The sequence below is a fragment of the Luteibacter mycovicinus genome (assembly GCF_000745235.1).
Lineage (GTDB): Bacteria > Pseudomonadota > Gammaproteobacteria > Xanthomonadales > Rhodanobacteraceae > Luteibacter > Luteibacter mycovicinus.
Genome location: NZ_JQNL01000001.1, coordinates 490,372 through 508,586 on the forward strand (window position 1 = coordinate 490,372; position 18,215 = coordinate 508,586).

General features: G+C 65.0%; 16 protein-coding genes. 5 read left to right on the forward strand and 11 right to left on the reverse strand.

What is annotated here, in order from left to right; all coding sequences use genetic code 11:
* The first annotated feature begins 67 nt into the window (after positions 1 to 67).
* Both FA85_RS21325 and FA85_RS02165 read left to right on the forward strand, forming a co-directional pair.
* Positions 68 to 235, forward strand: a complete 168-nt coding sequence (locus tag FA85_RS21325; protein WP_197056631.1) for a DUF2256 domain-containing protein — start codon at positions 68 to 70, stop codon at positions 233 to 235.
* A gap of 86 nt (positions 236 to 321) precedes the next feature.
* Complete coding sequence (locus tag FA85_RS02165; RefSeq protein WP_036112463.1) at positions 322 to 726, forward strand: response regulator; 405 nt, start codon at positions 322 to 324, stop codon at positions 724 to 726.
* Positions 727 to 753: 27 nt separating this feature from the next.
* On the opposite strand, the gene FA85_RS02170 is transcribed toward FA85_RS02165, so the two are convergent.
* From FA85_RS02170 to FA85_RS02180, 3 genes are all read right to left on the reverse strand, one after another.
* Entirely contained in the window at positions 754 to 966 is a 213-nt protein-coding gene (locus tag FA85_RS02170; protein WP_036112458.1) for a hypothetical protein, read from the reverse strand.
* A 417-nt stretch (positions 967 to 1,383) separates the two neighbouring features.
* Positions 1,384 to 3,042, reverse strand: coding sequence for a methyl-accepting chemotaxis protein (locus FA85_RS02175; RefSeq protein ID WP_051943504.1), 1,659 nt, complete (start codon positions 3,040 to 3,042; stop codon positions 1,384 to 1,386).
* Between the two features lie 276 nt (positions 3,043 to 3,318).
* On the reverse strand, positions 3,319 to 3,792 hold the full coding sequence (locus FA85_RS02180; protein ID WP_036112455.1) for an Hsp20 family protein: 474 nt from the start codon (positions 3,790 to 3,792) through the stop codon (positions 3,319 to 3,321).
* Between the two features lie 262 nt (positions 3,793 to 4,054).
* On the opposite strand from FA85_RS02180, the gene FA85_RS02185 reads away from it, so the two are divergent.
* A complete protein-coding gene (locus FA85_RS02185; RefSeq protein WP_051943502.1) occupies positions 4,055 to 6,499 on the forward strand; it encodes a mechanosensitive ion channel family protein in 2,445 nt (814 codons plus the stop codon).
* Positions 6,500 to 6,523: 24 nt separating this feature from the next.
* Here the strand turns inward: FA85_RS02185 and FA85_RS02190 are convergent, their stop codons facing one another.
* The 5 genes from FA85_RS02190 to FA85_RS02210 all read right to left on the reverse strand — a co-directional run bounded on the left by FA85_RS02190 (position 6,524) and on the right by FA85_RS02210 (position 12,075).
* On the reverse strand, positions 6,524 to 7,723 hold the full coding sequence (locus tag FA85_RS02190; protein WP_036112452.1) for an MFS transporter: 1,200 nt from the start codon (positions 7,721 to 7,723) through the stop codon (positions 6,524 to 6,526).
* Positions 7,724 to 7,762: 39 nt separating this feature from the next.
* Positions 7,763 to 8,332: a hypothetical protein gene (locus FA85_RS02195; RefSeq protein ID WP_036112448.1), complete on the reverse strand. Its 570-nt coding sequence runs from the start codon at positions 8,330 to 8,332 to the stop codon at positions 7,763 to 7,765.
* A 74-nt stretch (positions 8,333 to 8,406) separates the two neighbouring features.
* Entirely contained in the window at positions 8,407 to 9,168 is a 762-nt protein-coding gene (locus FA85_RS02200; RefSeq protein WP_156108709.1) for a hypothetical protein, read from the reverse strand.
* 151 nt (positions 9,169 to 9,319) lie between these two features.
* Entirely contained in the window at positions 9,320 to 10,660 is a 1,341-nt protein-coding gene (locus FA85_RS02205; RefSeq protein WP_036112444.1) for a sigma-54-dependent transcriptional regulator, read from the reverse strand.
* A complete protein-coding gene (locus tag FA85_RS02210) occupies positions 10,645 to 12,075 on the reverse strand; it encodes an ATP-binding protein (protein WP_036112443.1) in 1,431 nt (476 codons plus the stop codon). Before FA85_RS02210 ends, FA85_RS02205 begins: the two co-directional genes overlap by 16 nt.
* Before the next feature lie 145 nt (positions 12,076 to 12,220).
* Between FA85_RS02210 and kdsA the strand changes: the two genes are divergently transcribed.
* Positions 12,221 to 13,066: a 3-deoxy-8-phosphooctulonate synthase gene (gene kdsA, locus FA85_RS02215; RefSeq protein WP_036112440.1), complete on the forward strand. Its 846-nt coding sequence runs from the start codon at positions 12,221 to 12,223 to the stop codon at positions 13,064 to 13,066.
* Between the two features lie 99 nt (positions 13,067 to 13,165).
* On the opposite strand, the gene FA85_RS02220 is transcribed toward kdsA, so the two are convergent.
* Positions 13,166 to 13,702 (reverse strand): helix-turn-helix transcriptional regulator, encoded by a 537-nt coding sequence (locus FA85_RS02220; protein ID WP_036112438.1) that lies wholly within the window; start codon positions 13,700 to 13,702, stop codon positions 13,166 to 13,168.
* Positions 13,703 to 14,387: 685 nt separating this feature from the next.
* Here FA85_RS02220 and FA85_RS02225 point away from each other — a divergent pair.
* Positions 14,388 to 15,332: an MASE1 domain-containing protein gene (locus tag FA85_RS02225; RefSeq protein ID WP_036112433.1), complete on the forward strand. Its 945-nt coding sequence runs from the start codon at positions 14,388 to 14,390 to the stop codon at positions 15,330 to 15,332.
* Between the two features lie 8 nt (positions 15,333 to 15,340).
* Here FA85_RS02225 and FA85_RS02230 read toward each other — a convergent pair whose 3' ends face one another.
* Together FA85_RS02230 and FA85_RS02235 are read right to left on the reverse strand one after the other, a co-directional pair.
* The gene (locus FA85_RS02230) at positions 15,341 to 15,784 is read right to left on the reverse strand and encodes a hypothetical protein (RefSeq protein ID WP_036112429.1); all 444 of its coding nucleotides are present in this window, start codon (positions 15,782 to 15,784) and stop codon (positions 15,341 to 15,343) included.
* A gap of 266 nt (positions 15,785 to 16,050) precedes the next feature.
* On the reverse strand, positions 16,051 to 17,940 hold the full coding sequence (locus FA85_RS02235) for a tetratricopeptide repeat protein (RefSeq protein WP_156108708.1): 1,890 nt from the start codon (positions 17,938 to 17,940) through the stop codon (positions 16,051 to 16,053).
* Positions 17,941 to 18,215: the final 275 nt, after the last annotated feature.

Consider the following 18,215-nt stretch of genomic DNA (forward strand, 5'->3'; position numbering starts at 1 on the left):
CTCATGTCATGGTAGCGTTTCGGTGTCAGCGAATAGCGCCCTGCCGCGGAGCGTCAGCATGTCTCGCATGAGAAATAAGGCCGACCTGCCTCATAAAACCTGCGCCGCCTGTGGGCTCCCCTTCAGCTGGCGCCGAAAGTGGGCGAAGGATTGGGAGCAGGTCAGGTATTGCTCCGAGCGGTGCCGACGCTCGAAACCCGATATCAAAGGGTCTGTCATTCCCAGCCTTCGGTAGTCACGCGACCTTGACCCGAAATCACCCGGCCGGTTGTGTTACATCCAAACACACGGGCAAACCGTTACGTTGACGGAAACACGGCGATGGTGCATGAACAGACATTGGATGCCCCCACTGTGCAAACCTCAGAAAAAACGACCTGCCTGCTCGTCGAAGACAACGCCTTCGTATCCGATGCGTATCAAATCGTGCTTGAAGGTGGCGGCTTTCGTGTCTGCCAGGTCGCCGCATCCGAACCCGACGCCATCGATGCCATCCTTACACGCAGGCCTGACGTCGCTCTGGTCGACATCGACATCGACGGTGGCGATTCGCTCGGCGTCGCCACGGCGCTCATCGCCAAGGACGTTCCGGTGGCGTTCGTGACGGGACACCCGAGGTCCGTCTTGCCAGCGCCCTTCTCCACTTTGCCCTACCTGCAAAAACCGGTCTCGCGCGCCGCGTTGCTTGCGCTCGTCCAACGCCTGGAAGAGATGCGGGACAAATGAGCCGCCCGGGCCGATCGGCCAGCGGCTTTATTCGCGAATGATTTGCCAGGTTCCGTCGGCGCCTTCCTGACGGACCTGCACGTCGAAACCCATTTCCTCGAGCGCGCGGGCGCGATCGCACGCGGCATGCATGGCTACCAGCCCATCCTGGTACGACTCGCCGTCCCTCCCCTGCTCCGACACGTGCCAGTGGCCGCCGGGTTGCGAGGGATGCAGGATGAATATCCGAACGAGTGACATGAGCGCTTTTCCGGCAAAAAAACTTCCGGAAGAATACTGATTGCTCCGCGCCCTCTCAACGGCAAAATTCATTCAACCGCGCAGTGGAAAGACATTGCGGGTTACTCGGGCACGGAGCGCGTTGCGAATCCTCATCTCAGGCGCGAAACGGCCATCTGACCAAGGCTCCAGATGCTCGCCCAGGCGAGCTGAAGCGTGGCATGAGCACTCCCGTCGGCACCGTTTTCGACCACCACGCCACGGTGGTCGAACACTTGAAACGAGCCCCGAAACCCTTCGCCTTGCGAGGCATGAACGGAGTACCCGCATGTCAATTGGCCAGCCATCGTACAAATGTACAACATCCGCCTGAATTTGTCGTCACGTGCCCGGTGGATCGAATCCCCGCGCCCCCTGGGAAGGATGCATCCAGCACCCTCAGAAGTCTCGCCAAACCGACGCGGCCATGGCGACCGTGGCCGGTGAGGAGGGCGACTGCAGGACCGGTGGGGTCGGAGTGCGGCCGGCTGGCGCAGGACGTTCGGCATAAGGAGCGGTGTCCTCCCCCGCAAAGCGGAAGACAGCGACCTGGAGCATCAGGCCTTCAGCTAGCTCGCTGGCTTGCTGACTGGCCGCACTGGCTTCTTCGACGAGGGCCGCATTTTGCTGGGTGACCGAATCGAGCTCGGTCACCGCCATGTTGACCTGATCGATTCCGGCCGCCTGCTGGGCATTGGCCGTGGCAATGTCGGTGACGAAGCTTGCCACCTTGACCGCACCCGCTTGCATATCGGCCAGAGCGTCCGTGGTACGCGTCAGGAGCGCAGCGCCAGCTTCCACGCGCTCGCCGCTCGATGCGATCAGCACCTTCACGTCCTTGGCAGCCACAGCACTTTGCTGGGCGAGACGACGGACCTCTCCGGCCACGACCGCGAAGCCCCGCCCATGTTCTCCGGCCCGTGCGGCTTCGACGGCGGCATTCAAGGCCAGCAGGTTGGTCTGAAACGCGATCTCGTCCATCGTCGTGACAATGCCGCTGATTTCGCGACTGGCATCGCTGACCCTGATCATCGCATCCGACGTTTCCCCCGCGAGCCCGCGCGTCGTCGCGGCCTGGGACGTCAACAATTCAGCCAGCGCCCGGGCCGCCGCAGCGGAGTCGGCATTCTGACGGACCGAGGCGGTCATCTCTTCCATGGAGGCTGCCGTCTCTTCCAGACTCGATGCCTGCTCCTGGGTGCGCGAAGACAACTCATCGTTGCCGGCAGCGATGTCCCTGGCCGCGGCGTTCACCTGGCTGGCGTTGTCGCGCACTTTCCGGACGATGCCGGCCAGCGTCGTGTCCATCGCGACGAGCGATCGCAGGGTGTCGCTGACCTCGTCCTTTCCCTTGACGTCGATGGCGTGACCGAGTTCGCCGTCGCTGATCGAGGCAGCCAGTTCGCGCGCCTGAATCAGGGGTCGCATGATGGAACGCGCCAGGAAGACGCCGCACGCAACGAGGGCCGCCGCGCCCACCACGAGCCCGATGACGACCAGGACGAACGCGTGGCGCTCGATGTTCTCCGACTGGGCAAACGCCTGCGCGGCTTCGTTGACGTTTTCCTGCACGATGGCGTCGATCGCACTCGATTCGGCGGAAAAAGCGGGGCCCACAGCGGTAAGCATGTACTGCACCGCTTCGTCCCGTTTCCCGCTCGCCATCAGCGGATCGAGACGGGCGTTGAGCTCACGGGCGTGCGCCTGCGCCGCGATGAACCGGTCAGCTTCCGCTTTTTCCTCAGGCGAGGAGACCATGTTCGGGTAGTAGCTTGCCCAGAGGGCGTCTATTTTTTTCGCCGCCGCGGCGTTGTCCGCCTGCTCCGCCTTCGCCGCGTCCACCGTGCCCACCAACAACGCCCGGTTGAGCCCGGTGCGCGTGTCATTGAAAAGCGCACGAACCCCGGTGACATCCACGATTGGCTCGAGTGACGTGCGGTAGATGGCTTCCGTCTGCGCGCCGGTCTGGCGAAGAGCCATCAGGCCCCCGACGCCGACCGAGAGGGCGATAACCACGGAAATGGCGATGAGAAGCGCGATGCGCTGGCGAACAGTCATGGAAACACTCCAGGCGGGGACATTCCGCTATCGGCGGGTGCCCACGCTGCTGAAGTAAATTTGACAAAATTGATGAAAATCGTTCATGCGCGATTAAATCGACCGAAAGGCTGGCGAAAGGAGGTCGTATTCAGGGCCGCGAGGCCCGATTTTTTTTTGTTTCTGCCGCCGACCGCACACGCTACGAGTACCTAGTCTGGCGACACGGAGTACCGTACCGACCCGTCGCCACGAGCTCCATAAAAAAGGCCCCGCTTCATGCGGGGCCCTGGTGCATCATGCGGCGGCGTTATCGAGAAGTTGCCGGACGCTGTGCTCGGCCTGGGAGCCCGATGCGATGTCGATACGTCGCGGCTTCATCGCTTCGGGAACCTCGCGCTTGAGGTCGATCGTGAGCAGTCCGTTGACCAGGCGGGCGCCAGTCACCTGCACGTGCTCGGCCAGTTCGAACCGACGCTGGAAGGGACGCGTGGCGATGCCCCTGTGCAGGTACTCGCCTTCCGGTTCTTCCTTGCGTTCGCCCGAAACGGTAAGCCAGTTCGCCTGGGCGGTGACCTCGATATCCGCTTCGCCGAAGCCGGCGACCGCCATGGCGATACGGTACTGATCATCCGCAAGCTTGATCGAGTCGAAAGGCGGGTAATTGTCGGATGTCTGGCCCCTTGCGGCCGCGGCCTCGAGCAGATCGAACACGCGATCGAAGCCGACGCTGGAACGATGTAGCGGTGCAATATTCAGAAGAGTTCGCATGACCATATCCTCTTGAGCAACATGGGATGGGTTCTCTCTGCCCCCCCCCTTTCGGCGAGTGGCGAGGCCGACCCCGAAGCGGTCGGCGGGCACTAATTTATGCAGCGCCTGAAAAATTTCAAGACCCGGAATTCAGCCGTTATTTAAGCGGTTTTCCGTGCCGATCAGGCCCGTGAACGAGGCAGGGCCCGCCCATCCCACATGCACGCGGCATGCCGGCCGTGTCACAGTGCGTTCAAGACCCGTGACGTGCGCCGATCCTATGACCGCCCTCATCGCCCTCATCTCGCGCCGCTCGTTATGCCTCGGCGCCCTCGTCGCCCTGAACCTCATCGGTACCAGCGGCGCCATGGGTCAAACATCGTCGACGACACCCGCGATCGTAACGGCGCCAGTGACCGCGCAACCTCTCGCCCTGGAGGAGATCCTGGCACGGGCGGACGAGGATCAGGAGCTGCTCAGTCAGGTGGGACGATTGCTCGCCGGCCCGGATCCGGTGACCGCGATGAGTCCGACGCTCGACGCCATCACCCGTTCCGTCGACAGCCAGGCTCGTCTCGCTTCCATCGGCGACCTTCGCGGCGTACCGGTGATGCGGCTCGAAAGCCTCGCGCGCCAGTGGGCATTCAACGCGCGGCGGTTCAGCCGCTGGGAGGCGTCGGAACGACGCGCGTTTTCGCCGTATGCCGACCAGGCGATACGCCTGGCGCAGCGACGCGCCGTGTGGTCCGCCACGCGCGCGCAGGGCATCCTCGACGGGCTGCCCCCGGTGCTGACTCAACGGGTCGATTCGATATTGCAGCAGATCGAAGCCTCGGAGGCTGCGCTGAGCGCCGCGCTGTCACGGCAGGATGCGCTCAAGCAACGTGCCGGCATGCTGAAGGCGCGCCTGCAAGCCGGTGAGGCGGCAACGGCCGACGCAATCGACCACATCGATCGTCAACTGCTTCGACTCGATGTTCCGCCGCTATGGTCCGGCTCGACCTGGACGTCGCACACCAACGCCAGGACCGCGTTCGACGCTGCGGACCAGGGCCTCGATATCGAAAGCCAGTTCGCCAGCGATTACCACGCGGCGGGAGGAAGCAATCAGGATGCGCTGAAGCTGGTCCAGTTCCTGCTCATTCCACTCATCGGCTGGCTTGCCTTCGAGGTGCGGCGCGCTCGACAAACAGCCAGTTCCACGAGCGTCGTACGCGCACTACGGCGTCCGCTGTCCACGTGGCTGTTGCTCTCCATGCTCGCCGTCCTCGTGCTGGAGCCGGACGCGCCGTTGCTGGTGGAGGAGTTCGTGCTGTTGATCGCACTCATCCCCGCGTTGCGTCTGTTGCCCGGCGGCATCGTTCGCCAACTGGGCGGATGGCCCTACGTCGCCGTCGTGCTGTATGTAGTCGACCGCATGGGTGTAGCTGTCGTCGGCGACGCGTCGCTCTACCGGTTGTTCGGTCTGGGCCTGGCATGCATGGCGCTCGCACTTACGCTATGGCTGCTCCACCGCGCGAGGGCATCGACAGCGCTACCGCAACCCGGCTTGATGCGCTTCGTCCGCCCCGCGGCGAGCGTCGTGGCGATTCTGCTGGCCATCGCCGTCATAGCCAATGTCATCGGCAATGTCTCGTTGGCCGAAACGCTGACCAGCGGGGTGATCGACACCGGTTATATGGCGCTCGTGCTTTATGCCGCGGCAGCGGCCATTGTCGGTATCGCGGGCGCACTGGTGGCTCGCCCCGCCGTGGCGGGAAGGCGCTTCTTCGTGCGTCACAGCGGGTCGCTTCGGCGCATCGGAACCCGGGCCCTGATGATGGCCGCGCTGGTCGGCTGGCTGTTCTACGCCATGACCCGTTTCCGTGTGCTGCGTCCGCTGTACCGCGCGGGGGCGTCGATCTGGGAGCTGGGCATCGATGTCGGCGAGGTGTCCATCCACATCGGCGACGTCGTCGTCTTCGTGTTCGCCACCTGGCTCGCGTTCTGGTCGGCCCGGGGCTTGCGCATGCTGTTGCGGGAGGAACTGCCCCGGTATGCCTCGCTCCCACGCGGCGCCGGCAACAGCATCGCCTCGCTCACCTACTACGCGATCCTCATCCTGGGGTTTCTCCTGGCGCTCTCCGCCGCTGGCTTCAAGCTGAGCCAGCTGGCTCTCATCTTCGGCGCGCTGGGCGTGGGTATCGGCTTCGGATTGCAGACCGTGGTCAACAACTTCGTTTCCGGCCTGGTGTTGATGGTCGAGCGCCCCATCCAGCCGGGTGACGTGGTCGATGTGGCCGCGAGCTCCGGTACGGTTCGCGCCATCGGCCTGCGCGCCACGGTGATCCGAACCTTCGAAGGTGCCGACGTGGTGGTACCGAACGGCCTGTTACTCAGCGGCAACCTGACCAACTGGACGATGTTCGATCGCACCCGGCGCATCGAGGTCATCGTCGGCGTCGCCTACGGAGCCGACCCCGGCAAGGTCATCGAGGTCCTGCTTACCGCCGCCGGTAGCACGCCGGGTGTCTCGGAAGACCCGAAGCCCTCCGCGCAGCTCATCGGATACGGCGACAGCGCCCTGCAGTTCGCGCTGCGCGCCTGGACCCACGACCTCGGCGCGCTGGGCGATGTCCGCAGCGACCTGCTCGCTCATACCCTGGTCGCTGTCGACGCGGCGGGCATCGAGATTCCGTTTCCACAAGTCGAGGTCCATCTGCGCGACCCGGCGGCGCCAGAATGACAACCACCGATTCACGGCGGAGGCTCACCCGCCTGTACGCACCTCATGGAGGCGCGCGCGGCCGCCCCACCACAGCCCAAGCGATCCCATCGAAACGGCGCCGAGACACAGGAACGCGCCGTGGAATCCGATCGTCTCGGCAAGCCATCCGCCCAGTGCGGGACTGAGTGCCGCGCCGACGCCCTGCATCGTCATCACCGCGCCCTGCGCGACGTTGACGCGCCCGGTGCCCTGCATCAGACGCGCTACCAGCGCAGGCACGGCCACGCTCTGCAAACCCGCGCCGATACCATCGAGCACCTGTACCGGAAAGACGCCCCAGCGGTTGATGAAGAACGCGGCAAGTGCTCCGCGCAGCGGCAACGCAAGGAAGGTCACGAGGATGACCTGCCAGTAGCCCCGCGTGCGGATCAACCGCATCGCCAGCAGTGAGGTTCCCACCATCACCAGTTGCGCCACGACGATGGTCAGCGCCGTGAACGAGCTGGGCTCGGCCTGGTGCGCGGCGACCACCGCCATACCGTAGAGCGGCAACATCGCCGCGTTGCCGAGGTGAAACAGCGCGAGCGCGGCGGCCAGGATCAGCAGCGGCCGGCAGGTCACCAGGATCGATACGCCCGAAGGCGCGTCGTCGTTATCCCCGTCGTCCGATTCGAGGCCACGCGCGGCACGGTGATCGATCGCATCGGCCGGAATCAGCAGCGTCGACACCACCGCCAGCACGCCGAATACGCCTGCAACCAGGAATACACCACCGAAACCGAAACGCCAGCCGATGAACCCGGAAACACCGGCGCCGACGACGTTGCCAGCGTGGTTGGCCACCTGGTTGCGGCCGAACTGCCGGTCGAAGCCCCGCGCGCGGGCTATGCCGAGGGTGACGCCCGCGATCGCCGGCCCGAGCAGCGCGCCGGCGATCGCCGTGGCCACCTGCGAGAGCACCACCATCGGAAACGAATGCGCGTACCAGACGATGCACGACGCGATCACCGTGCAGATCGACGACACGACGATCGCCAGCCGCTTGTAACGCGTCGCATCGACCACGGCACCCGCCGGCGCCGTGACCAACAGGCCCGCGACGCCACCGATCGTCATCACGGTGCCGATGGCTCCGGTCCGCCAGCCGGCGGACTGCAAAAACACGCCCAGGAACGGACCGATGCCGGCCTGCACGTCGGCCACGAAGAAGTTGAGTGCTTCGAGCGGTCGTCGGCCGCGCATGGTTCGTTCCTGAGCGAGTGCCACGTGCGTCTCCCGGCGTCAGTGCTTCGGCTTCTTCGGCATCGGCTTCAGCGAGTCCGCACTCGTACCGATCGCTTCCGCATGAATGACCGCGCCATGGGCGGTATCGGTCCAGCGACCTTCCACCGCGATGGACTTGCCCGGCGCGAGCATCCGTCCGAGTTCGGTCGCCGCGTGCGGCGGAAAGCGCACGATCACCCCGTCATCGAGCAGCACGCCGTGCGCATTGCCCTTGGGACCATGCAGCAGACGCGCGATCTCGCCCTCGTACGACCAGCGGGAACCATCGTCATGCGGTTTGGGCTTTTCTTCGCCGGGTTTCGGACCCTCATCGACAATGCGCTTGCCTTTCGCGGGATCGATCGCCACCGCGACGATCACGTCGGCGCCGCGCACGGCCACGCCGCGTACCTCGAGCCGGCTACGTGGTTTGAGAGCTCGCGCCAGCGCCCGTGACAGATGGGGCGGCGTGTGGATTTCGGTGCCGTCGGTCAACAGCAGTCCATCGATATCGCCGTGCGGGTTGAGCAGGAAGCGGTCCAGCGTGCCGCGGGTAACGGGAAGGTAATCGGGATCGAGCCAATGCATGTGCTACTCCAGGGATAAAAAAGTCGGCAGGAAACGCCACCGCCCATGGACGGGCGGCGGCGCCTGGATCGGGGTCAGGGCGTGGGAACGGGCGGCGTGGGAGCCGGTGCTCCGCCCAACGCGACACCCGGTTGCGGCGGCACCGGCGGGCGGGGTGCCATCGGGCCAGGCTGCGGCGGTGCGGCGACCGGCTGTTCGTTACCGGGGGTCGTGCCGAGAGCGGTCACCTGGATGGAACGGCCGTAAGGCGTGTTCACGCCGAATCCTTTGACGGCGATTCGTGCATGCGGCTGCATCAGCGCGCCGGCACGCACCGCCGCTGGAGGCGGCACGCGCAGGATCGAGCCCTCATCCAGCAGCACACCGGCCACGTCACCGCGCGGGCCGTACAGCGGCTGCTGCACCAGGCCGTGCGCTTCCATCGGCTGCAGCGCCGGTGCCGCTGGCGGAGCCGGTGGCGCGGCCGGCGGCGCGTCGCTCAGCTCCATGCCGCCCGCCGTGATCGATTCAGCCTGAAGCAGCGGCAAATCACCCACGCGGAAGCCCCGGGCGGTGAGACGATCGCCCCGATGGAGCTTGCCCGCCAGCGCGGCGCCCATCGTCGGCGGCATGCCGACCTGCGTGTGATCGTCGAGCAACACGCCGTCCACGTCGCCATTGGGATTGACGAGAAAACGGGCGACGGTGCCGGTCACCTGGGTGCGATGCGCATCGGCAAGCGGTGCCGGCGGCGCGGGCGGCGGCGGCGGGATCGCCGAGGGGGACGGTCGATCCTGGGCGACGGCGCTGCCGATGGCCAGGGCGAGTGCGCAACCGAGCAAGGGAAAACGATTCATGATGAACTCCTGCATCGCGGTGGGGAGGCCGCGATGAAAACCGCTGCATCGTTCGTGCCAGCCGCGAAAGCGCTGAAAAACAGTCCTGTCGACACATCCGCGTCGATGGAAGTGTCCCCATCGGGGACACACGGTGTCCTCGCCACGGACACTATTCGAGACCGTGGTCCAGTAGCTTGCGGTAAAGCAGCTGGCGACGGATGCCAAGTCGACGTGCCGCCTCCGCGCGATTGCCCTGCGCAGCTGCCAGCGCCTGTACGATCATCGCGCGCTCCAGCCGCGCCAGCGCGACAGGCAGCGACTCGCCCTCGCCGACCTCATCGCTCCCGCCTTCCGCCGCCGGGAGCGCGCCATCGGCAAGCATGCCGTCGAGGTCGGCCGCGTCGACCACCGGTCCGGGCACCAGCACCCGGCAGCGCTCCATGACATTGCGCAACTCACGGACGTTGCCGGGCCAGCGATGTCGCTCCAGCCGCGCTACCGCGGCGGTCGACAGCCGCTTTGGCCGCGACTGGCCCGCATCGAGGAACGCCGTCGCCAGCACCGCGATGTCTTCGACGCGCTCGCGCAGCGGCAACAGTTCGATCGGCAGCACGTTGAGACGGTAGTAGAGGTCCATCCGGAACTCACCGGCCGTCACGCGTTCGTCGATGTGCCGGTGCGTCGCCGCGATCACGCGCACGTCGATCGGCACCGGCTGGCTGCTTCCCAACGGGGTGACCTCGTTTTCCTGAAGCACGCGCAGCAGCTTCGCCTGCATCGCCAGAGGCATGTCGCCGATTTCGTCCAGCAGCAGCGTGCCGCCATCGGCCTCGCGGAAGTACCCCTTGCGATCCGCCGTCGCACCCGAGAACGCCCCTTTGCGATGCCCGAACAATTCGCTCTCGAGCAGGTCCGGCGGTATAGCCGCGCAGTTGACGGCGACGAACGGCCGCTCGGCACGCGCGCCGGCGCGATGCAAGGCGCGCGCGACCATCTCCTTGCCGGTTCCGGTTTCGCCCGTGATCAGCACCGGAACATCGCTGGCGGCGGCGAGGCCGATGCGCTTGTGGACCTGATGCATCGCCTGGCTGTGGCCCAGCATGTCGCCGTCGTCCGCCACGGAGGCGCCCGCCGGTTCGACCGGGCCCGCCGCCATGGCGCGTGCCACGGCGTCGGCGAGATCCTGCCTGCCGATGGGTTTGACCAGATGGTCGAACGCGCCCAGCCGCATCGCCTCGATGGTGTTCTGAGCTGACGCGAACGCGGTGAGCATGATGATCGGGACGGGTGACGCGGGCGCGTCGGCGTGACGTGAGCGCAACAGCGCAAGGCCATCCATCCCCGGCATCCGGTAATCGACGAACGCCATATGGACATCCCCGGCGCGTAGCCTGGCCAGGCCTTCCTCCGCATTGCGCGCCATGGCGACGCCGTGGCCGAGCGACGTCAGCGTCGCGGCCATGGTCGCGCGGAAATCGTCGTCGTCGTCGATGATCAGGACCTGCGCCATGGGATCTCCAGGCTAAAGGCGTGGACGCCGTCGTCGCGCTCGTAACGCGCATGGCCGCCATGACCCTCCGCGATCTCGCGCACCAGGGCCAGGCCCAGGCCGTTACCGTCGACCCGGCCGCTTGCGAACGGTTCGAACAGGCGCTCCTCGATCTCCGGATCGAGCGACGGACCCGCATTGGTTACCGTGATGCGCAAGGTATGGCCATCGTGGACGACCGCCATCCCGACGTCGGCCGCGTGCTGAAACGCGTTGCGTAAGAGGTTTTCCACGGCGCGGCTGAGCTGCTCGCGGTCGATCGCCCAGTGAAGGTCAGGAGCGTAGCGGCGCTCGACGGTGACCGGGCCGACATCTTTCCAGGTCGCCCGCTCGATCGATGCGACCCATGCCTCGATCGCGGTATCTTCCAGACGCAGGCGGATCGGCTGCACCATGCCGAGCAGGCTTTCGACCAGGTCGTCCAGTTTCCTTACCTGCGCCAGCACCATGGTCAATGGAGCGCGTTGCTCGTCGGACACGACGGGTGCGGCCAGCGCGTTCTCCGCCGCCAGACGCATGGTCGCGATGGGGTTGCGAATCTCGTGAGCCACGGTGGCCGTCATTCGTCCGAGACCGACCAGGCGCTCGTGTCGGCGCAGCTCCGTCGACAAGGCCTCTGCCTCGCGATGGCTGGCGTCGAGCCGGGACGCATAGGCGACCACGGCATCCGCCAGACGATCCACCTCCGGCGAACCGGTCCGCGGCAACGCGGGCACACCGGAGGACCGCGTCAGCGCATCCTCCACGGCGTCCAGCTTGCGCCGCCAGCGTCGCATGATCGCCACCAGGCCGATGGCCGAGGCCAGCGCCAGGGCGAACGGGAGACCGATCCCGGCGGCCAGCAGGCTCGACGACCGCCCTGGCGCACGGGCCAGACGGGTCATCGTCCATACCGCACGCGTCGTGTCCAACGGGCACGCGGTGATGAGCACGGTCTCGCGCTCGCCCTGACGCACGTAGGACTGCTCCCGCCGCGAGCTCACGGCCGCGCTGGCGGTGGTCACGATGTTGCCGCTCTCGGCCTCGGGCACGTCGGTCTTGTCGCCCGAGCCTTCATACGTGGGATAGGCGTACGCGGTAAATCCCCGATCCGATTGCCATGCCCCGCCCTCGACGCCGCTGGCGTCCTGCAAGACCAGCTGCAGGACGACATCAAGCAGGCCGTTGGACGGCGACGAGGCACGCGCGGCGGGACTGGCGCCGCGGTAACGACTGACCACCGCTGCGCAGTCCGCGGACAACGCCTGCCGGGCATGCGCGACCTGCACCGATCCGGTCTGCCGCCAGGCCACCAGCAGCAGCACGCCCATGCCGACGCAGGCCAGCGCGACGAGGGCCCAGATGACGAAGAGCTGGCGGGAAAGCGCGTTGAACACCGGTGTCGGCCTGAACGGGGTGCGGCATCGTAGTCACGACATGAGCACGACGCCGTGAACGGAGCGGATGCCGCGGGTCCGTGCGAAACATGGGTGGGCTGACAGCGCTACCATAGGCGTCTTGTCCCTGCCGCTCGGAGTCCCCGTGAACGTATCCATTGCCCCCGGCGTCGAAGTCGGCAACTCGCTTCCCTTCGTGCTTTTCGGCGGCATCAACGTCCTCGAAGACCTCGATTCCACCCTGCATGCCGCCGGTCACTACGTCGACGTGACCCGCAAGCTCGGCATCCCCTACGTCTTCAAGGCCAGCTTCGACAAGGCGAACCGCTCGTCGATCCATTCGTATCGTGGCGTCGGACTGGAAGAAGGCCTGCGGATCTTCGAACGGGTAAAGAGCGAGTTCGGCGTACCGGTGATCACCGATGTGCACGAAGTGGCCCAGGCGTCCGTTGTCGCCGAAGTGGTCGATGTGTTGCAGATCCCCGCGTTCCTCGCCCGCCAGACCGATCTGGTCGTGGCCATCGCGAAGACCGGTCGGGCGGTGAACATCAAGAAGCCGCAGTTCATGAGCCCCACGCAGATGAAACACGTGACCGGCAAGATCGTGGAGGCGGGTAACGAACGCATCATCCTCTGCGAGCGCGGCGCGCAATTCGGTTACGACAACCTCGTGGTGGACATGCTCGGTTTCCGCGAGATGATCGAATCGACCGGAGGCTACCCGGCCATCTTCGACGTCACCCATAGTCTGCAGCGCCGTGACGCCGGCAGCGAAGCCAGTGGCGGACGTCGCCGTCAGGTGGTGGAGCTGGCCCGGGCGGGCATGGCCGTTGGCATCGGTGGCCTGTTCCTGGAAGCACACGCCGATCCGGACCATGCGCGTTGCGACGGTCCCAGCGCCCTGCCGCTCACGGCGCTGGAGCCCTTCCTGGCGCAGATCAAGGCGATCGACGATCTGGTGAAGGGTTTCGCACCACTCGATATCCGCTGAAGCGCGACTCTACGCGCTGACGTCCTCACGAAGCGCTCAAGACAACGGTGGCCGCCACGATCGTCTGGTGGCCACCGACAGCGAACTTTCGCAATCCGCCTAGCGCGCGATAGCTTCCAGCCACGAACCCTGAGCCAGAGCAGCCTGATGTGGCGACAGCGCTCCGATGTCGCGCGCGGTATTCAGCGTCTGGCTGGCGAGTGCGACGGCTCGGCTTTCGGTATCGACCCGCTTTCCCCTTTCATCCATCCATCGATAGACGTCTGCAAGATGGAAGAGCGCTGAAATCCCTTCGTGCACAGCACGCGGGAACGCTTCGTCCGTCTGCAGAATGCGCCTCGCGTTCTGTCGCGTCTGGCCCAACAGCGCGGCGATCTCCGTCAGACCAACGAGATCCGGCGCCGCCTCTACCAGATGAATTCCCGGAATGGCGCGGCGTACATCTGCGACAGCGCTATAAAGCGCCTCCTCCGCCGTTGCCGCTTCTCGCCCGAAGTCGAGTGCGATGCGTCCGAGCTTACCAATGCCTACGACTGCGTCGTCGCAGCCACTTTCTTCCAGCACCTGCACGTAGTTCGCTGGGTCGGTGTCCGGATGATCGAAAGCGAATTTCAGTACGAAGTTGAACTCAGGCATGTCTGCTCTGTCCTCAATGCAGTCCATCGCTAGAAGGCGCCGCGCTCATGGCGAGCCGCTTGCGCCGCCAGGCAGCGATCTACGATACGTCGCAGCTTTCTCGCGTGCGTCTCGGGATTTTGGGGAGTACCCGCGATGCTCGTCATGCAGAATTCGCCACAGGCGCACAACCGATTGTTGGCTGGGCAGTACATCACCCCCCAGTGCGATCGCTGACTGTCGACTCGCCAACCGTTGCTCTCGGCATATCGCAAGGCGTCTTCGACTTGCCGCTTGCTGTGCGTATTCCGTGGCACTCCGCGCTCCCATGTAAATTAGGCTCCCGACCCCTGATTGTCAACTGACAATAAGAGGTCGCCAAGGCGCACGCCGACGATTTTTGCCGCGTGGCGCACCTGGAAAATTTGCCTCAACACACAGCGGGCGTCTGTCAGATTCGCCTGCGCGATGGCAGTGACTAACCTTACGCGAACCCTGCCGCGCGAGCGCACGTATGGACGTCCGCGCCGGTCACGTGACATTGCGATGACGCGTTTACTTCTTAAGTAATTGCCGCGAAACAGCAACACGCAATTTCGGCAAGAGTGGCCCATACGCCAAATCCGTCAAGCTTCCTGTCCCCTTCCCGCTTTTCGATCGTGTCATCCTCGCCGAAATTCTCATAACTCGGACAAGGAGCAGGGGCGTGAACGGAAGCACGGCACTAAGTCACAGGACCAGCGAGGTCTGGTACAGATGGGGTCAATACGTTGCGGTGGCCGCAGCGTACGAAGCGGTCTACGAGATCGCCTATTACCTTTCGTTTCAGCAGTTCCTGCTCACCACGGGGCTGCGGCTGGCCTGCATGCTGCTGTTACCTTCCCGCTTCTGGCCGGCGCTGGCCATAGGCGAGGCCGTTCCGCTTGTCGAGACCGCTGCATTCTGTGCAAATCAGTTCGGGATGCTGTGGGCGATCCTCGTTTCCGTTCCGACGGTTGTTCTGTGGTGGCCGTTACTCAAACCTCTCCGTAAGCGCTGGGCTCTGCACGATGCCAGTGGTCGCATAAGCATGCCGGTCATCATCGGCGCGACCGTCAGCGCCGCGCTGATCACGGCCACCATCACGACACTCGCACTGGTCGCCGCCCTGGCACACACGCCGGAAAAGTGGTCTGTCACGTCGCCCACGCCGTTCTTCTTCGGCTACCTTCTGGGCGCCTATCTGGGCGCGCTCACATTGACTCCCGTCATTCTTGCGCTGCAGGAACGCTACCGGGCACTCCCGCAACCTCTCCGGGTCAATCTGATCTGGCGAAGCACCCTGGCTCGCGACATGCTCGCCTGGGTAGTTCCCGCTCTCGTGGTGCTGACCTGTCTTGCGATCGTGACGGACAATGAAAGCATTCGGCAGATAACCCGTCTCGCCCTGCTCTGGCCGATGGTCGGGCTGGCATCCCGACATGGATGGCATGGAACCGCTCTGGGAGGCATGGCGGCCAGCATGGCCCTGGCGCTTACGGCGACGGGACAGCTTGATGAGGGCGCACTCGTCATACAGGCGTTACTGGCGTCATCGCTGACCGCCATGTTGTTGTGGAAAGCCCGGACGCCCGCTTTGGAACAGCAAGGCGTCCGGGTAAAACGTTTCTGACGCGTGGCTCAGGGGCCGCGGATAGAGCACTTCGTCGGATCGTTGCACTCCGTGACGAGGAGCAGTGAAGCGGCACCATCAGGCTGCGGAGCCACGACCACCTTCATCGCATCATCGCTGTACACGGACGTACTTTCAGCGGGGATCGCCGCCGTCTCGCTCACCCTCTTCCAGCGTGACGCATCCACACCGATGGGCAGATCGAGCGTTTCGCCGTCCACAACGGCAATCGCCCCACGCACCGTACCGGCCGCGTCGTTGACCTGCACATAACGAACGCCCGCACGGTCAAAGAGGTAAACGTGATACTGCGAACTTGCACTGACGTCCGTCGTATTCGGCCAGGACTGACCGAGGCCGACCGCCGTGGAAGACGGCGTGCTCGCAGCGGCCGTACCGCAGCCGATGACCAGGGCGACAGACAGGAGGGTACGGTTGTATATCGAGCGCATATGAATTCCTTGTCGAGCGTTGATGGGAGTGCCAAGACTAGCCGAATATCGTGACCGGCCGCGTGTGCTGTAGTGCAAAAAAACCGATGCACACCCAGCCGTCAGCCATGACGGCGCCGCGCGCTCACTGCAACGCTGCAAGCCACTTCGACAGCGCATGCGACAGCTCTTCACGTCGGTCCGAATATGCATGATCGGTAGAAAAGTGAAGCGTGCTCACCTTCGTATCGCCGGCCTCATGCGTCGTGGTGACGCCCTTGCGGAGATCACTCGCGCGAGGGAGGTACCGCTTCCACCGGAAACGCCGCGGCCACGCGCGCGCACCACGCCGCATAGGCTTCGTCACCTGTGGGCTTGGCGGAAGCCAGCAGGTCGCCCAGCTCGGCGTTGTTCGGGTACACCGCGGCCAGCAGTGGAAGCAGCCGGGTCGAGAAGCGCCCCGCCTGAACCAGCTCGCGCATACGTTGCACGGCCGGCTTTTCAAACTCGTCGACCAGCGGGGAGCCCATCCGGCGGCCCTTGCCCAGTGCGGTGAAATACATGAACTGCGCCGGCTCGCTGTCAGGCACTGAAACCGCAAGCGTTTGCAGCCAGCCGTAGATGTTGCGCTCGCCAAACAGCGTCTCGCGCGCTTTCGCCACACTGGCGAGGGTCAGTGCGAGGTACTGCGCCAGACCGCTGACGTATTCGTTGACGTCGGTACCGGGCAGCGCATACATCGGGACCCGGGGCTCGACGATCGCGCCTGTCGCTTCGGCTAGGGAGGCGAGCAACTCACCCGACAATACGACCAGCGCGTTGCCGACCTCGCGTTCATTGAACCGCCGTTCCACCCGTTTCAACGTGACGCGGTCGCTCAGACGACGCAGGCGGCAGACGACATGGAAACCGTCCTGCCCTGCGCTGACCTCACCCTCGACCGCCAGGTCGAAATCCTGGCCGAGATAGTCGAGCTCATCGTCCGACAAAGGTTGCCCGAACAGGACGAAATTGTGCTGATCGGCCACCGGGAGATTCATGGCGACCCTCAGATCGCTGCAATAGACCAACTGCTCGAGCAGCAGGAGCGGCAGTGCGCGCGACAGCCGCCCCCGGTCGTCCTCGCGCCCGCTGCGAGCCACACCGCCTGCCGCATCGTCCACGGCCGCCAGGGGTAGCAAGACGATGCGCGGACCATCGCCGGAGCGCGGCGGCGCGGCCCACTCCATGCCGTGCATATCGAGCAGCCAGGGCGGCTGCACCATCTGGAGGAGCGAAATCTCCGGGGTGTGATCGAGTGGCTTCGACGGTTCCACCGTCATCTCGTCGAATGCCTGCGCGAAGTGCTGGAGGTTCTGGGCATACGCCGGCTGACCCAGCGCGAAAAGCTTGCCGAGCAGGAGCTGACCCCGTTCCGCGTCGCCGAGTTCGACATAGGCTTGCAACAAGTTGAAACCCACCCGGACGTCATCGCGCTGTGGATCGAATAAGGGTGCCACGCGCGTCACGAGATCGTTGAGCAGGCCGTGCTGGCCCAGCGTACCGGTGACGGCGAGCATCACGTCCGTCCCGTGCGGAGCCTTCGCCAGTGCCCGGTCGAACCATGCAAGCCCGTCGTCGCGCAGGCCGGCCTGGATCGCTGTCTGACCCAGCAGCAACTGCGGCCGGAACGCATCGTCGCGCTCGGCCAGCGCCCGCAGGAAAGCGTCCGCTGCTTCGGGGCCCGCAACTTCGGTCCGTTCAGCGACGCGCCAGCCAAGGCCGTTGTCCTGATTGGGATCGAGCTGCAGCGAGCGGTCGAGGATCGCCATGGCCTCGGTGTCGTTACCCTCCGCGCTGGCCACCTTCGCGAGATTGGTCAGCAGCGTCGGCGTCTCACCGACCTTGTCGATCGCCTTGCGCAGCGTACCTTTCGCATCCCGTGTGCGCCCCAGCTTCAACTGGACGATCGCCCGCGTAACGAAGCCGCGCTCGATTATTGGATCGATCTCGAGCAGATGCGCACTGGCTGCGTCGACGTCGGATGCGAGATCGTCGCCAAGAGCCGAGATGACGAGCGAGTAAAGCGCGTCCGGCTCGTCCCACTTGGACTGGAGGTTCGGCTGCAGTACCTCCCGACGCCATTGCTCGAACGGAATCTGATAGGAGCGGCCGTATGTGTCGACGAAGGAAACCATGCGCCCGTCATTGGCCGGCGCCGCAGCGGGCGCCTCAGCGGCCTTTTTGCGCTTCCTGAAAAATCCAAACATCCCTACTGATTCCTGTCGAAATGAATTATTGGCCGGGCGGCACGCGCCGGATGGTCTGCACGTAAATATGCAAGGTCGCGCTTCCGCCGTCGAGCGCCAGGTGGTCATGGGGTGTACTCCCATGGGCGCGCGACGCAGCGCCGATCGGCAGGAGTCAGATCGCCCAAACTTGCATAAATACCCAGTTTGCCCCACGCTCTGCC

Bases quoted from the DNA above. Each gene is read 5' to 3' on its own strand.
- FA85_RS02235 (WP_156108708.1), bottom strand. From the start codon at position 17,940: ATGGTTTCCTTCGTCGACACATACGGCCGCTCCTATCAGATTCCGTTC.
- FA85_RS02175 (WP_051943504.1), bottom strand. From the start codon at position 3,042: ATGACTGTTCGCCAGCGCATCGCGCTTCTCATCGCCATTTCCGTGGTT.
- FA85_RS02205 (WP_036112444.1), bottom strand. From the start codon at position 10,660: ATGGCGCAGGTCCTGATCATCGACGACGACGACGATTTCCGCGCGACC.
- FA85_RS02170 (WP_036112458.1), bottom strand. From the start codon at position 966: ATGTCACTCGTTCGGATATTCATCCTGCATCCCTCGCAACCCGGCGGC.
- FA85_RS02165 (WP_036112463.1), top strand. From the start codon at position 322: ATGGTGCATGAACAGACATTGGATGCCCCCACTGTGCAAACCTCAGAA.
- FA85_RS02190 (WP_036112452.1), bottom strand. From the start codon at position 7,723: ATGCGCGGCCGACGACCGCTCGAAGCACTCAACTTCTTCGTGGCCGAC.
- FA85_RS02180 (WP_036112455.1), bottom strand. From the start codon at position 3,792: ATGCGAACTCTTCTGAATATTGCACCGCTACATCGTTCCAGCGTCGGC.
- FA85_RS21325 (WP_197056631.1), top strand. From the start codon at position 68: ATGAGAAATAAGGCCGACCTGCCTCATAAAACCTGCGCCGCCTGTGGG.
- FA85_RS02185 (WP_051943502.1), top strand. From the start codon at position 4,055: ATGACCGCCCTCATCGCCCTCATCTCGCGCCGCTCGTTATGCCTCGGC.
- FA85_RS02220 (WP_036112438.1), bottom strand. From the start codon at position 13,702: ATGCCTGAGTTCAACTTCGTACTGAAATTCGCTTTCGATCATCCGGAC.
- FA85_RS02230 (WP_036112429.1), bottom strand. From the start codon at position 15,784: ATGCGCTCGATATACAACCGTACCCTCCTGTCTGTCGCCCTGGTCATC.
- FA85_RS02200 (WP_156108709.1), bottom strand. From the start codon at position 9,168: ATGAATCGTTTTCCCTTGCTCGGTTGCGCACTCGCCCTGGCCATCGGC.
- FA85_RS02195 (WP_036112448.1), bottom strand. From the start codon at position 8,332: ATGCATTGGCTCGATCCCGATTACCTTCCCGTTACCCGCGGCACGCTG.